The 13,658-nt window shown below is 65.3% G+C and carries 11 protein-coding genes and 1 tRNA gene; 5 read left to right on the forward strand and 7 right to left on the reverse strand.

Features of this window, described 5'->3' with window-relative positions; all coding sequences use genetic code 11:
• Positions 1-12 precede the first annotated feature (12 nt).
• From nhaA to HEQ16_12570, 7 genes are all read right to left on the reverse strand, one after another.
• Positions 13-1,200 carry a Na+/H+ antiporter NhaA gene (gene nhaA / locus HEQ16_12540; protein ID MCO4054852.1) on the reverse strand — a complete coding sequence of 396 codons (1,188 nt, stop codon included), beginning with the start codon at positions 1,198-1,200 and terminating at the stop codon, positions 13-15.
• Between the two features lie 144 nt (positions 1,201-1,344).
• A complete protein-coding gene (gene rplA, locus HEQ16_12545; GenBank protein MCO4054853.1) occupies positions 1,345-2,025 on the reverse strand; it encodes a 50S ribosomal protein L1 in 681 nt (226 codons plus the stop codon).
• 13 nt (positions 2,026-2,038) lie between these two features.
• Entirely contained in the window at positions 2,039-2,488 is a 450-nt protein-coding gene (gene rplK, locus HEQ16_12550) for a 50S ribosomal protein L11 (protein ID MCO4054854.1), read from the reverse strand.
• 194 nt (positions 2,489-2,682) lie between these two features.
• Positions 2,683-3,216: a transcription termination/antitermination protein NusG gene (gene nusG, locus HEQ16_12555; protein MCO4054855.1), complete on the reverse strand. Its 534-nt coding sequence runs from the start codon at positions 3,214-3,216 to the stop codon at positions 2,683-2,685.
• A gap of 34 nt (positions 3,217-3,250) precedes the next feature.
• Complete coding sequence (gene secE / locus HEQ16_12560) at positions 3,251-3,448, reverse strand: preprotein translocase subunit SecE (GenBank protein MCO4054856.1); 198 nt, start codon at positions 3,446-3,448, stop codon at positions 3,251-3,253.
• A 199-nt stretch (positions 3,449-3,647) separates the two neighbouring features.
• Positions 3,648-3,724 (reverse strand) — tRNA-Trp (locus tag HEQ16_12565).
• A gap of 87 nt (positions 3,725-3,811) precedes the next feature.
• The gene (locus HEQ16_12570; GenBank protein MCO4054857.1) at positions 3,812-4,165 is read right to left on the reverse strand and encodes a hypothetical protein; all 354 of its coding nucleotides are present in this window, start codon (positions 4,163-4,165) and stop codon (positions 3,812-3,814) included.
• 189 nt (positions 4,166-4,354) lie between these two features.
• On the opposite strand from HEQ16_12570, the gene HEQ16_12575 reads away from it, so the two are divergent.
• The 5 genes from HEQ16_12575 (at position 4,355) to HEQ16_12595 (ending at position 13,573) form a co-directional block, all read left to right on the forward strand.
• Complete coding sequence (locus HEQ16_12575; protein MCO4054858.1) at positions 4,355-6,850, forward strand: glycogen/starch/alpha-glucan phosphorylase; 2,496 nt, start codon at positions 4,355-4,357, stop codon at positions 6,848-6,850.
• Between the two features lie 12 nt (positions 6,851-6,862).
• The gene (gene glgB / locus HEQ16_12580) at positions 6,863-9,091 is read left to right on the forward strand and encodes a 1,4-alpha-glucan branching protein GlgB (GenBank protein ID MCO4054859.1); all 2,229 of its coding nucleotides are present in this window, start codon (positions 6,863-6,865) and stop codon (positions 9,089-9,091) included.
• A gap of 61 nt (positions 9,092-9,152) precedes the next feature.
• Positions 9,153-10,463: a glucose-1-phosphate adenylyltransferase gene (glgC, locus tag HEQ16_12585; GenBank protein ID MCO4054860.1), complete on the forward strand. Its 1,311-nt coding sequence runs from the start codon at positions 9,153-9,155 to the stop codon at positions 10,461-10,463.
• Positions 10,464-10,473: 10 nt separating this feature from the next.
• Positions 10,474-11,916 (forward strand): glycogen synthase GlgA, encoded by a 1,443-nt coding sequence (glgA, locus tag HEQ16_12590; GenBank protein ID MCO4054861.1) that lies wholly within the window; start codon positions 10,474-10,476, stop codon positions 11,914-11,916.
• Positions 11,917-11,932: 16 nt separating this feature from the next.
• Entirely contained in the window at positions 11,933-13,573 is a 1,641-nt protein-coding gene (locus HEQ16_12595; GenBank protein ID MCO4054862.1) for an alpha-D-glucose phosphate-specific phosphoglucomutase, read from the forward strand.
• The last annotated feature ends 85 nt before the right edge of the window (positions 13,574-13,658 follow it).

Consider the following 13,658-nt stretch of genomic DNA (forward strand, 5'->3'; position numbering starts at 1 on the left):
AAGCGCCCGCAATCAGGGTTTGGCCATCGCCGCTGTGGTCCTCCCGCGCGCGGCCATGCTGAGCAGCACGATGCCGCCAAGCGCAGCGACGGTGGAGCCAAGCAGCACGCCAAGACGAACCTGATTCATGAGGTCGCCATCGCCAAAGGCAAGGACCCCGATGAACAGGCTCATCGTGAAGCCGATCCCGGCGATGAAGGCCACGCCCACGATCTGCGTCCAATTCGACTGCAACGGGAGGCTGGCCAGCCCCGACCGGACCGCGAGGAACACCAGCAGCGTGATGCCGACCGGCTTGCCGATGGCCAGGCCAAGCGCGATGCCGGATGTCACGGGATGGATGATGTCATTGAGGCCAAGACCCGTCAGCGGCACGCCGGCATTGGCGAAGGCAAAGATCGGCATGATCAGGAATGCGACACTGAATTTCAGTTTGCCAACCAGGTCATGAAGCGGATGCACGGTGTCAGCATTGTTGCGCATCGGCACGAACAGCGCCGTGATCACCCCCGCCAGCGTCGGGTTGACGCCGGATTTCAGGATGAACAGCCACATGGCCACCCCCACCAGCATGTAGGGCAAGAGCCGCGTGACATCGCGCAGGTTCAGGATGAGGAGCGCACCCATCGCCAGCACAGCCAGCCCCAGGGCCCCGAAGCTGATTTCCGCTGTGTAGAACACGGCGATGATCAGGATGGCGCCCAGATCGTCGATGACCGCGACAGCCAGCAGGAAGGCCTTCAATGCCGGCGGAACGCGGCTGCCAAGCAGCGCCACGACCCCGACCGCAAAGGCTATGTCGGTCGCGGAGGGAATGGCCCAACCATTGACATAGGCAGGGTTGGAGCCCGCCATCAGCAGGAACACGGCAGCCGGAACGGCCATGCCGCCAACGGCTCCGGCGAAAGGCAGGATGGCACGCTTGCGGTCGGACAGGGCTCCTTCTGTGAACTCGGCCTTGATCTCGAGGCCAACGAACAGGAAGAAGATCGCCATCAACAGGTTCTTGACCCAGTTCTTGAACGAGTCGGCCAGCACGAACCCACCCACATCGAGACTGATTGGCGTGTTGAGCAGCGTCTTGTAGGCGCCGGCCAGACCGGTGTTGGCGAAAATCAGGGCTGCGACCGTCGCCGCCATGAGCACGAACGCGCCGGTCACCTCCTGGTTGGATGCCTGTGGTGATGCAGCCAAGATCAGCTCCCGACAACAAGACTGGGTTAATTGTTTGTGCGCGGATAGTACGTCAATGCGGGAGACAAAACAGTCAATCGGGACAAATTCATGAAAAACCCCGCATGTTGCGATGCGGGGTCAGGGATTGATGACGATTGATCCGGCTGATCAGACGGTTGCCGGATCGACCTTCACGCCGGGGCCCATGGTGGAGGAAATCGCCACGCGCTGGATATAGGTGCCCTTTGCGCCAGCGGGCTTCGCCTTCGAAACCGCGTCGGCGAAAGCCTTGATGTTGGTCACCAGCTTCTCGGCATCAAAAGAAGCCTTGCCGACGGCGGCATGCACAATGCCCGCCTTCTCTACACGGAACTCGACCGAGCCGCCCTTTGCGGCCTTCACCGCGCCGGTGACGTCCATCGAAACCGTTCCGACCTTCGGGTTCGGCATCAGGCCGCGCGGGCCCAGAACCTTGCCCAGGCGACCGACGAGCGGCATCATGTCCGGCGTCGCAATGCAGCGGTCGAACTCGATCTTGCCGCCGTTGACGATCTCGAACAGATCCTCGGCGCCCACGATGTCGGCGCCTGCCTTGCTGGCCTCTTCGGCCTTCGCGCCGCGGGCGAAAACGGCGACGCGCAGCGTGCGGCCCGAGCCGTTCGGCAGGTTGCACACGCCGCGGACCATCTGGTCGGCATGGCGCGGATCGACGCCGAGGTTCATCGAAATCTCGATGGTCTCGTCGAACTTGGCGGTCGCCCTTTCCTTCACCAGCTTCACGGCCTCGTCGATCGGGACGAGCTTGGTGCGGCTGATGCCTTCATAGGCCTTGTTGATGCGCTTGCTCATGGCTGGGTGCTCCTCAAGCGACGATTTCAAGGCCCATGGCCCGGGCGGAGCCACGGATCATGGAGACGGCGGACGCGATGTCGGAACAGTTGAGGTCGACCATCTTCTTCTCGGCGATCTCGACCAGCTGCGCTTCGGTCACCTTGCCGGCCGGAGCGCCCTTGCCTGGCGTCTTGGAGCCGGAGGCAGGCTTCTTGCCGATCTTCAGGCCAGCAGCCTTCTTCAGGAAGAAGGAGACGGGCGGCTGGCGCATCTCGAAGGTGAAGGAACGGTCCTGGAACGCGGTGATGACCACCGGGATCGGGGTGCCCTTGTCGATCTGCGCGGTCTTCGCATTGAAGGCCTTGCAGAATTCCATGATGTTCAGGCCGCGCTGACCGAGCGCAGGGCCGATCGGCGGTGACGGGTTCGCGGCGCCTGCCGGAACCTGGAGCTTGATGTAGCCGGTGATCTTCTTCGCCATGGCTCATCTCCCAGATAAGGCCGCCCTCCCGACGCCAGACGGGAAGGATGGGCCTATGGAAAGGTCGCGGTGCGGCATGGAAACCCGGCGGCGAACCGGCATGCCTCCCGCGATGTGAAAGCAGGAGTGGAGCCTTGCGCCAGACCGGGATGCTTCCCGAACGACAAAGGACCCGTTCCGCCTGCCATTGACGCTCAGAGCTTCTCCACCTGAGCGTATTCCAGTTCGACCGGAGTGGCCCGGCCGAAGATCGAAACCGCGACCTTGACCCGGGCGCGGGGGTGGTCAACATCCTCGACCACGCCGTTGAACGAGGCGAAGGGGCCGTCCGCGACGCGGACCTGCTCGCCGACCTCGAACATGATCGTGGGCTTGGGACGGTCCACGCCATCCTGAACCTGGCCCTTGATGCGTTCCGCCTCGGCATCCGGGATCGGCTGCGGCTTGGCCTTGTCGGCGCCCAGGAAACCCGTGACCTTCGGGGTGTTCTTGATGAGGTGATAGACTTCGTCGGTCAGGTCGCACTTCACCAGCACATAACCGGGGAAGAACTTGCGGTCGGTCTCGAATTTGCGGCCACGGCGCACTTCCATGACCTTCTCGGTCGGCACCATCACCTCGTCGAACAGCGAGGTGAGGCTCCGCTCCTTCGCCTGGGCGAGGATCGAGTCGCGCACCTTGTTCTCGAAGTTCGAGTAGGCGTGGACGATGTACCAGCGCTTGGCCATGACTGTGGGGTCCTCAATCGTTCCGGCGTGGCTCTCAGCGCCCGATGCCGAGCACGAGCGCCAGCATCCAGCGGATCACCGTGTCGGTGAACAGGAAGAACAGGCTCGCAACCACGATCATCACCAGCACCATGGCGGTCGTGATCATGGTTTCCTTGCGGGTCGGCCACGTCACCTTGGAGGCTTCGTTGCGCACCTGCTGGAGAAACTCGAACGGATTGCTCTTGGCCATCGTTCCCCCGCCCTTGGGCAATGCCCGCGCAGCGGCCTCGTTCAACTCGTGATTCGACTCCCGAAAACATCGGCGGCGCGGGGAGAGCCGCGCCGTCACAACATTCCAAGGATGCGGCAGACCGTTTACCCGAAAATCGCCCGGCGTCAATCCATGGTCGCGTAACCGGACCACTCGCACGGGCTCATCGATAAGCTGCTGGCAGGGGCTGAGGGATTCGAACTCTCGACCTACGGTTTTGGAGACCGTCGCTCTAACCGACTGAGCTAAGCCCCTATTCCAGCGTCGCGGCGCTGCGAGGCACCACGGCGTTCGTATGCCGCAAGACAGGCGCGCTTTCAAGTCGAAAGCTGCGCCTGCGCTTCACCGCCGGACCCAGAGTTCCTTGCCGACCTTGGTGCCGCCGGCATAGGTCCAGACAGCGCCGACCTCGTTGCCGGTCGCAGCGACGAGCGCGACGCCCGTCTCGCTTCCGGCGCGATAGGTGATGGCGATCACTTCTTCAGTGCCGATGCCCGTGCCGACGAAACGCGTGCCGTCGACCACCCAGGTGACCCTGAAGGTGTCGGAGCCGGTTTTCTCCACGGTGACGCTGCCACGATAGCTCGACCCGTCCGGGTTCGACCCGTTCACGGAGAAGCTGCCCAGCAGCTGGGCCTGTGCCGAGCCGACGAGGGCGGCGAAGGAAAGGAAGATCGCAAGAGCCAGTTTTTTCATGAAAATGCCTTCGGGAGGATACGATGCGGAAGCTTTATCCGTGCCTCTGCGGTAAAAGGCAACCTGGGCCGGCGCAAACTGCCAGTCGGGGCAGCGCGCGCGCCATGACGGTTTGTCTCGCGGCAAGGCTCGTGCTTCGCTAAGATCCACCTCCTCTTGCGCCGCACCAGCCCCAGGCCCCTGCCCCACATGTCAACTGCCATGCCCGCTACAAGCCTCCAGACCCCGCCTTCAAATCCGCATGCGCCAGCCGCGGAAGCGGCGGCCTTCCGCGTCGCCATCCTCTCCAAGCTGACCTACGAGGTGGGCAAGGACCCCGAGAGCGCCGCAGACCGTGACTGGCTGATCGCGACCGTGCTCGCCACCCGCGACCGCATCGTCGACCGCTGGATGGAGACAACGCGCAAGGTCTACACCGATGGCCGCAAGCGCGTTTACTACCTCTCGCTCGAATTCCTGATTGGGCGCCTGCTGGGCGATGCGCTCGGCAATCTCGGCCTCACGGCGACTGCGCGCTCCGCCTTGTCGAGCCTCGGCGTCGATCTGGAGCGCCTGCGCGCGCTGGAGCCGGATGCCGCCCTGGGCAATGGCGGCCTTGGCCGGCTGGCAGCCTGCTTCATGGAAAGCATGGCAACGCTCTCCATCGCCGCCTATGGCTACGGCATCCGTTACGACCACGGCCTCTTCCGTCAGCGCATCAAGGACGGCTGGCAGCTCGAATACCCGGAAAACTGGCTGGACTTCGGCAATCCCTGGGAGTTTGAGCGGCCCGAGGTCGCCTACCCGGTCGGCTTCGGCGGCTCGGTCGAAACGGTGACAGACGCCGATGGCGAGACGCGCCAGCTCTGGCGGCCTGCCGAAAGCGTCGATGCGGTGGCCTATGACACGCCCGTGGTGGGCTGGCGCGGCAAGCACGTCAACACGCTCAGGCTCTGGTCGGCCAAGGCGTCCGATCCGCTCAGGCTCGATGCCTTCAACCGTGGCGATCATGTCGGGGCGCTGGCCGACCGCGTGCGCCTGGAGGCGGTCTCCAAGGTGCTCTACCCGTCGGATTCGACCCCTGCCGGGCATGAGTTGCGCCTGCGCCAGGAGTTCTTCTTCGCCTCCGCCTCGCTTCAGGATCTCGTCCGCCGCCACGTCACACAGCACAAGAGCGTGCGCACACTCGCCGACCACGTGGCGATCCAGCTCAACGACACGCACCCCGCCATCGCGGTGCCCGAGTTGATGCGCATCCTCGTGGACGAGCACCGGCTTGACTGGGACGCCGCCTGGGAGATCACCCGCCATACCTTCTCCTACACAAATCATACCCTGCTGCCCGAGGCGCTGGAGAGCTGGCCCGTGCCGCTGCTGGAGCGGCTTCTGCCGCGCCACATGCAGATCATCTACCTGCTCAACGCCGCCGAGCTCGAACGCATCCGCGCCAATCCCGCGCTGGATGACGGCCTGATGGCGACGGTCTCGCTGATCGACGAGCATGGCGGCCGCCGCGTGCGCATGGGCAATCTCGCCTTCATGGGCTCGCACAAGGTCAATGGCGTTTCGGGCCTGCACACCGACCTGATGCGCCGCACGGTGTTCGGCGATCTCGACCGGGTGTTTCCTGGCCGCATCGTCAACAAGACCAACGGCATCACCTTCCGCCGATGGCTGTTCGAGGCCAATCCCGGACTGACGCGGCTGCTGGTCGATGCGGCGGGCCCGAAACTGCTGGATGATCCTGCCGGCCTGACCGCTCTAGAGGCGGTGGCGCAGGATGCCTCCTTCCAGGCCCGCTACCGGGCCGAGCGCCGCGCCAACAAGCTTGCGCTGGCTGCGCTGGTGAAGGAGCGCCTGGGCATCAAGCTCAATCCGGACGCGCTCTTCGATGTCCAGATCAAGCGCATCCATGAATACAAGCGCCAGCTGCTCAACATCCTTGAGACCATCGCGCTTTATGATGCGATCCGCGCGCAGCCGACCCACAACTGGACGCCGCGCGTCAAGATCTTCGCCGGCAAGGCGGCCGCGAGCTACCATCAGGCCAAGCTGATCATCAAGCTCGCCAATGACGTGGCGTGCGTCGTCAATGGCGATCCGGCCATCCGCGGGCTGCTCAAGGTCGTTTTCATGCCGAATTACAATGTCAGCCTGGCCGAGGCCATCATCCCGGCTGCCGACCTCTCGGAGCAGATATCGACCGCCGGCATGGAAGCCTCCGGCACCGGCAACATGAAGTTCGCGCTGAATGGCGCGCTCACCATCGGCACGCTCGACGGTGCCAATGTCGAGATGAAGGAGCATGTCGGCGACGACAACATCTTCATCTTCGGCATGACCACCGAGCAGGTGGGGGCCCGCCGCGCCGAGGGGCTCGATATGCTGGACACAATCCGCCGCTCGCATGTCCTGAAGGAAGTGCTCGATGCGGTCGGCTCCGGCGTATTCTCGCCCGATGATCCGGCCCGATTCCGTCCGCTGGTCGATGCGGTGACCTATCATGACTATTTCATGGTCTCTGGCGATTTCGACGCCTATTTTGCCGCCCAGCGCCGGCTCGATGACCTGTGGCAGGACCCCGCCATTTGGTGGAAGAAGGCCATCCTGAACACGGCGCGGATGGGCTGGTTCTCGTCCGACCGCACCATTGCCGAATACGCCTCCGGGATCTGGGGCGTTGCCCCGGCGGGCGGCCCGGCATGATCGGCCGCTGAGGTGGCGAAGCGGCCCTCAAGCCCGCGCGGGCCCGCCGCGGACAGCTGGCGCGCCGGCGATGCGGCCATCGCCGCGATCGTCGAGGCGCGTCATGGCGATCCATTCGCAGTCCTCGGGCCGCATCAGGTCGAAGGGTGCCTCGTGGTGCGCGCCTTCGTGCCCCATGCCGAACGACTGAGCGTTCTCGGCAAGGATGGAGAGGTGCTGGCCGAACTCCATCGCCGGCACGATGCGGGTTTTTTCGAGGGCCTCGCTCCCGCTTCGCTGCCGCGTCCATATCGCCTGCGCGCCGCCAATGCCGCAGCCGTGTGGACCCTGCACGATCCCTATGGCTTCGGGCCCGTGCTTGGCGAGATGGACGATCATCTGCTGCTGGAGGGCACGCACCGGACTTTGCACCAGCGCCTCGGCGCGCATCCCGCCAGGCACGAGGGCGTGGATGGCGTCCGTTTCGCAGTCTGGGCGCCCCATGCCTTGCGCGTGTCGGCCGTGGGCGACTTCAACGACTGGGATGGCCGCCGCCACCCCATGCGAAAGCGCGTCACGTCAGGGCTTTGGGAGATCTTCGTGCCGGGCGCCGCTGCCGGCGCGGCCTACAAATACGAGATCCTCGGGCCCTCGGGCGAAATCCTGCCGCTCAAGGCCGATCCACTTGGCGCGGCGGCGGAGATGCGCCCTTCGACCGCTTCGATTGTCGCCGCGCCAAGCGGACATCGGTGGCGCGATGCGGCATGGATGGACAGCCGCCTGGGCCATGACCAGCGCCGCTCTCCCATGTCGATCTACGAGGTGCACCTGGGCTCGTGGCGTCGGCGCAGCGATGGCGGCTATCTGAGCTATGACGAGATCGCGGCCACGCTGATCCCCTATGTCCGCGAGATGGGCTTCACTCACATCGAATTCATGCCTGTCTCCGAGCATCCGCTCGACGCATCCTGGGGCTATCAACCCATCGGTCTGTTCGCCCCTTCGAGCCGCTTCGGCGATCCTGATGGCTTCCGCCGCCTTGTGGACGCCGCCCATGGGGCTGGGCTCGGAGTCATCATCGACTGGGTGCCGGCGCATTTCCCGACCGACCGGCATGGCCTCGCGCGCTTTGACGGGACCGCGCTCTACGAGCACGAGGACCCAAGGCGCGGCTTTCACCCCGACTGGAACACCGCCATCTACGATTTCGGCCGCCCCGAGGTCGTGACGATGCTCGCCGCCAACGCGCTCTACTGGCTCGATGCCTTCCACGTGGATGCGTTGCGCGTCGATGCCGTGGCCTCGATGCTCTACCTCGATTACTCGCGCAAGCCGGGAGAGTGGATACCCAACATCCATGGCGGGAACGACAACCTCGAAGCGGTTTCGTTCCTGCGCCACGTCAACTCGCTGATCTATGGGCAGCATCCCGGCGCAGCGACCATGGCGGAGGAATCGACGGCTTGGCCCGGCGTGTCCCAGCCCGTGCACGCCGGCGGCCTCGGCTTCGGCTTCAAGTGGAACATGGGCTGGATGAACGACACCCTCGCCTACATGGGCAAGGACCCGGCCCATCGGCGCTGGCACCATGACAAGATGACATTCGGGCTGCTCTACGCCTTCTCCGAGAACTTCGTGCTGCCGCTCTCCCATGACGAGGTGGTGCACGGCAAAGGCTCGATCCTGACACGCATGCCAGGAGATGACTGGCAGCGCTTCGCCAATCTGCGGGCCTATTATGGCTTCATGTGGGGCCATCCCGGCAAGAAGCTGATATTCATGGGCCAGGAATTCGCCCAGCGGGCCGAATGGAACCATGACAAGGAGCTGGACTGGCATCTGCTCGACGCGCGCGCCCATGGCGGCGTGAAAAGCCTTGTGCGGGACCTCAACCAACTGCATCGCGCGGAGCCAGCGCTCCACCGCCGCGACTGCGAGGCCGAGGGCTTCCGCTGGATCGTGGCGGATGATGCCGCGCAATCCGTGCTCGCATGGCTCCGCCTTGGCGATGAAGGCGCGCCGCCCGTCGCTGTGATCGCCAACTTCACGCCGGTCCCCCGCCATGGCTACTGCATCGGCCTGCCCCATGCCGGGCGCTGGCGCGAGATCCTCAACACCGATGCGCAGGACTATGGCGGTTCGGGCCAGGGCAATGGCGGGGAGGTTCGGGCGACCGCCGATCCCGGCCACGGCCTGCCCGCTTCGGCCTGCATCGTCGTGCCGCCGCTTGCGACGCTTTACCTTCGATACGAACCTGACTGACAATGACGCGATGCGCGAGGCGGGCGCCAAGACCCGCGCGCCACACCCCAGGGAGACGGGCATGCCTTCACGCCTCAGGACGAGCGATTCCGACGCAACGCCTTCGATCAACCGATCGGTGGGCGCGAGCGCGCCGCTGTCACGTTCGGCCATGGCCTATGTGCTGGCGGGCGGGCGCGGCAGCCGCTTGATGGAGTTGACGGACCGCCGGGCCAAGCCCGCGGTCTATTTCGGCGGCAAGGCCCGCATCATCGACTTCGCCTTGTCCAACGCACTCAATTCCGGCATCCGTCGCATAGGGGTCGCGACGCAGTACAAGGCGCACAGCCTGATCCGGCACCTCCAGCGCGGCTGGAACTTCTTCCGCGAGGAGCGCAACGAGAGCTTCGACATTCTGCCCGCGAGCCAGCGCATCTCGGAAGATCAGTGGTATGCCGGCACGGCCGACGCGGTCTACCAGAACATCGACATCATCGAGGGCGCAGGCTCCGAATACATGGTCATCCTGGCGGGCGACCATGTCTACAAGATGGACTATGAGCACATGCTCCAGCAGCATGCGAACACGGGCGCGGATGTCACCATCGGCTGCCTCGAGGTGCCGCGCGGCGAGGCGAGCGGCTTCGGCGTCATGCACATCGACGCCACCGACCGGATCATCGATTTCCTTGAGAAGCCGAAGGACCCGCCCGCCATGCCGGGCAAACCCGACATGGCGCTGGCGAGCATGGGTATCTATGTCTTCCGCACCAGCTTCCTGATCGCCGAATTGCAGCGTGACGCGTCCGACCCCGCTTCGAGCCGCGATTTCGGCAAGGACATCATCCCCTCGCTGGTGAAGAACGGCAAAGCCTTCGCTCATCATTTCTCACGATCCTGCGTGCGCTCCAGCAAGGAGGCCGCCTCCTACTGGCGCGATGTGGGAACGCTCGACGCCTATTGGGAAGCCAACATCGATCTGACCGATGTGGTGCCGGACCTTGATCTTTATGACCGCGACTGGCCGATCTGGACCTATGGCGAGATCACGCCGCCCGCCAAGTTCGTGCATGACGAGGATGGCCGCCGCGGTCAGGCGGTGTCGTCGCTGGTATCCGGAGGCTGCATCGTGTCCGGCTCGTCGCTGCGGCGCACGCTGCTGTGCACAGGCGCGCGCATCAATTCCTATTCGCATGTCGAGGAGGCGGTGATCCTGCCCTATGTTGAAGTCGGCCGCAGCGCGCATCTGCGCAAAGTTGTCATCGATCGCGGCGTGCATATCCCAGACGGGCTCGTGGTGGGTGAGGATCCCGTCCTCGACGCCCGCCGCTTCCGTCGCACCGATAAGGGCGTCTGTCTCATCACCCAGCCCATGATCGACAAGCTGGCCTGACGCACTGGCCATGGCGCGCGCCCTCCCCGTCCTAGCCGTCGCCTCGGAGATTTTTCCGCTGATCAAGACCGGCGGCCTCGCCGATGTGGTCGGAGCGCTGCCAGCCGCGCTGGCGCAGGAAGACGTGGCTGTGACCACCCTCATTCCCGGCTATCCGGCGGTGGCCGACGCGCTGACCGACACGTTGTCCGAAGCGCGCGCGGTGCTCGCCATCCCCGACCTGTTCGGCGCCCCGGCGGAGGTCATCCGCGGCAAGGCCCACGGCCTCGACATCATGGCGCTCGCCGCGCCCCATCTCTACGCCCGGCCCGGCAATCCCTATCTGGGGCCCAACGGCCAGGACTGGCCTGACAACGCCCTGCGCTTTGCGGCGCTGGCTGCCATCGCAGCGGCCATCGGGCGCGGCGCGATCAAGGGCTATCGCCCGCGCGTCATCCACGCGCATGACTGGCAGGCCGGGCTGACGGCAGCCTATCTGCGTCATGGCGGGCCGAAGTCTCCGCCGACGGTGATGACCATACACAACCTCGCCTTCCAGGGGCAGTTTCCTGCTGAGCTGCTCGGCGTGCTCGGCCTGCCGGAAGCAGCCTTCCGCTTCGATGGCATCGAGCATCATGGCGCCATCGGCTATCTCAAGGCCGGGCTGCAATATGCCAGCCACATCACCACCGTCTCCCCGACCTATGCGCGCGAGATCCTGACCGAGGCCGGCGGCATGGGGCTGGACGGGCTGCTGCGCCACCGTTCCGACGCGTTGAGCGGCATCCTCAACGGCATCGACACCGCCGTATGGAACCCGGCCGCCGACCCGATGATCGCGGCAGCCTACGGGCGGACGAACCTCAAGCCCAAGGCTGCGAACAAGGCAGCGCTGCAGGCCCTCCTTGGGCTCAGGCCCGATGCCGGCGCTCCGCTCTTCGGGGTTGTCAGCCGCCTTTCATGGCAGAAGGGCCTCGACCTGCTCCGCGATGCCCTGCCCGCGCTCGTGGCGAGCGGCGCGCAGCTCGCCCTGCTCGGCGCGGGCGATCCGGCGCTGGAGGCCGATTTCAGGGCGGCCAAGGCGGCCCATCCCGGCGCGGTCGGGCTACAGATCGGCTATGACGAAAGCCTCGCCCATCAGATACAGGCCGGCGCGGACCTTCTTCTTGTGCCATCGCGTTTCGAGCCGTGCGGGCTGACGCAACTGTGCGCTCTGCGTTATGGAGTTGTCCCGGTGGTCGCTCGAGTCGGCGGACTGGCGGACACTGTGGAGGATGGCGTGACCGGCATCGTCTTCGATGAACTGACCGCAGCCGGGCTAGGCCATGCCCTGCAGAGGGCCATTGCGCTCCATGCCAGGCCCGCGGCCTTCCGCGGCGTCATGCGCAACGCCATGGCGCGCGATGTCTCCTGGCGCGGTCCCGCCGCGCAGTACGCCAAGCTTTACCGCTCGCTCGCCGGAGCCGGCGCCTGACCTGTCGGAGTTTTTGATGATCCACACCATCGCAACGCAGCCGATCGACGGCCAGAAGCCCGGCACCTCGGGCCTTCGCAAGCGCGTGCCGGAGTTTCAGGCCCCGCATTATGTCGAGAACTTCGTGCAGTCGGTTTTCGACAGTCTTGAGGGTCATGGCGGGCAGATGCTGGTTGTGGGCGGCGATGGCCGGTACTTCAACCGCGAGGTCATCGCGACGGTGATCCGCATGGCCGCCGCCAACGGCTTCGGCCGGCTGGTGATCGGACAGGGCGGCATCCTCTCCACTCCTGCCGCCTCGCATCTGATCCGCAAGCGCAAGGCTTTCGGCGGCCTCATTCTCTCGGCCAGCCATAATCCCGGCGGCCCCGACGGGGATTTCGGCATCAAGTACAACACGGGCAATGGCGGGCCAGCGCCAGAGAGGATCACCGACGCCATCTTTGCCCGCACGACCAGCATCGACCGCTACCTGATCGCAGACTCAGCCGGCATAGACCTCGACCGCATCGGTGAGACGTCGATCGCGGGTGCGGACGGACCCATGGTGGTGGAGATCGTGAACCCGGTCACGGACTACCAGGCATTGATGGAGACGCTGTTCGACTTCGACCGCATCCGCGCCGCCGTGGCATCGGGCCTGACGATGCGCTTTGACGCAATGAGCGCGGTCACCGGCCCCTATGCGCACGCCATCTTCGAAGGCGCGCTGGGCATGAAGCCCGGCACGGTGATCAACGGGGCGCCGCTGCCCGACTTCGGCCATCACCACCCTGATCCCAATCTGGTCCATGCCCGCCATCTTCTTGATCTTGCCATGTCGGCACAGGCTCCAGACCTTTGCGCCGCCTCCGATGGCGATGGCGACCGTAACCTCATCATCGGCCGCGGGCAGTTCGTCACGCCCTCCGACAGCCTCGCCATCCTGGCCGCCAACGCTCATCTCGCGCCCGGCTATGCGCGCGGACTCGCCGGCGTGGCGCGCTCCATGCCCACCAGCCAGGCCGTAGACAGGGTGGCCCGGAAGCTGGGGATTGAATGCTTCGAGACTCCCACCGGCTGGAAGTTCTTCGGCAATCTTCTCGACGCCGGGCTGATCAGCCTGTGCGGCGAGGAGAGCGCCGGCACGGGCTCCGACCATGTTCGCGAGAAGGACGGGATCTGGGCCGTGCTGCTGTGGCTCGACATCATGGCAGCGCGAAAGCAGGGCGTTGCCGACATCGTGCGCGAGCACTGGTCCACCTACGGACGCAACTACTACGCACGCCATGACTACGAGGAGGTGGCGAGCGCGGGCGCGAATGCGCTGATGACGGGCCTGCGCGAGAGACTTCCCGCATTGAAGGGCCGCTCCTTCGGCGCGCTCACAGTCAGCGAGGCGGACGATTTCGCCTATGCCGACAGGGTTGATGGCTCGGTTTCGAAGGCGCAGGGCGTGCGGCTTCTGCTTGCCGATGGATCGCGCATCGTGTTCCGGCTCTCCGGCACCGGCACGGCCGGCGCGACGCTCCGCGTCTACATCGAGCGCTTCGAGGGGGATGCCTCGCGGCTCGGGCTGGAGACGGACGAAGCCTTGCGCGAGCTTGTCATGCTGGCGGAGGAGATCGCGCAGATCAGATATCACACCGGGCGCGACGCGCCCTCGGTCATCACCTGAAACCGGCAAGCCCCTGCCGGCGCTGCCCATGATTTCGCGCAGGTGCAGCAAGGCCGTATGGCCAAGCTGCGCCGCCTCATCACAC

This window comes from Bosea sp. (in: a-proteobacteria) (assembly GCA_023910605.1).
Classification (GTDB): Bacteria; Pseudomonadota; Alphaproteobacteria; order Rhizobiales; family Beijerinckiaceae; genus Allobosea.

Excerpts from the sequence above, each read along its gene's own strand:
- HEQ16_12570 (MCO4054857.1), bottom strand. The coding sequence starts at position 4,165 with ATGAAAAAACTGGCTCTTGCGATCTTCCTTTCCTTCGCCGCCCTCGTC.
- secE (MCO4054856.1), bottom strand. The coding sequence starts at position 3,448 with ATGGCCAAGAGCAATCCGTTCGAGTTTCTCCAGCAGGTGCGCAACGAA.
- nusG (MCO4054855.1), bottom strand. The coding sequence starts at position 3,216 with ATGGCCAAGCGCTGGTACATCGTCCACGCCTACTCGAACTTCGAGAAC.
- rplK (MCO4054854.1), bottom strand. The coding sequence starts at position 2,488 with ATGGCGAAGAAGATCACCGGCTACATCAAGCTCCAGGTTCCGGCAGGC.
- glgA (MCO4054861.1), top strand. The coding sequence starts at position 10,474 with ATGGCGCGCGCCCTCCCCGTCCTAGCCGTCGCCTCGGAGATTTTTCCG.
- rplA (MCO4054853.1), bottom strand. The coding sequence starts at position 2,025 with ATGAGCAAGCGCATCAACAAGGCCTATGAAGGCATCAGCCGCACCAAG.
- HEQ16_12575 (MCO4054858.1), top strand. The coding sequence starts at position 4,355 with ATGTCAACTGCCATGCCCGCTACAAGCCTCCAGACCCCGCCTTCAAAT.
- HEQ16_12595 (MCO4054862.1), top strand. The coding sequence starts at position 11,933 with ATGATCCACACCATCGCAACGCAGCCGATCGACGGCCAGAAGCCCGGC.
- glgC (MCO4054860.1), top strand. The coding sequence starts at position 9,153 with ATGCCTTCACGCCTCAGGACGAGCGATTCCGACGCAACGCCTTCGATC.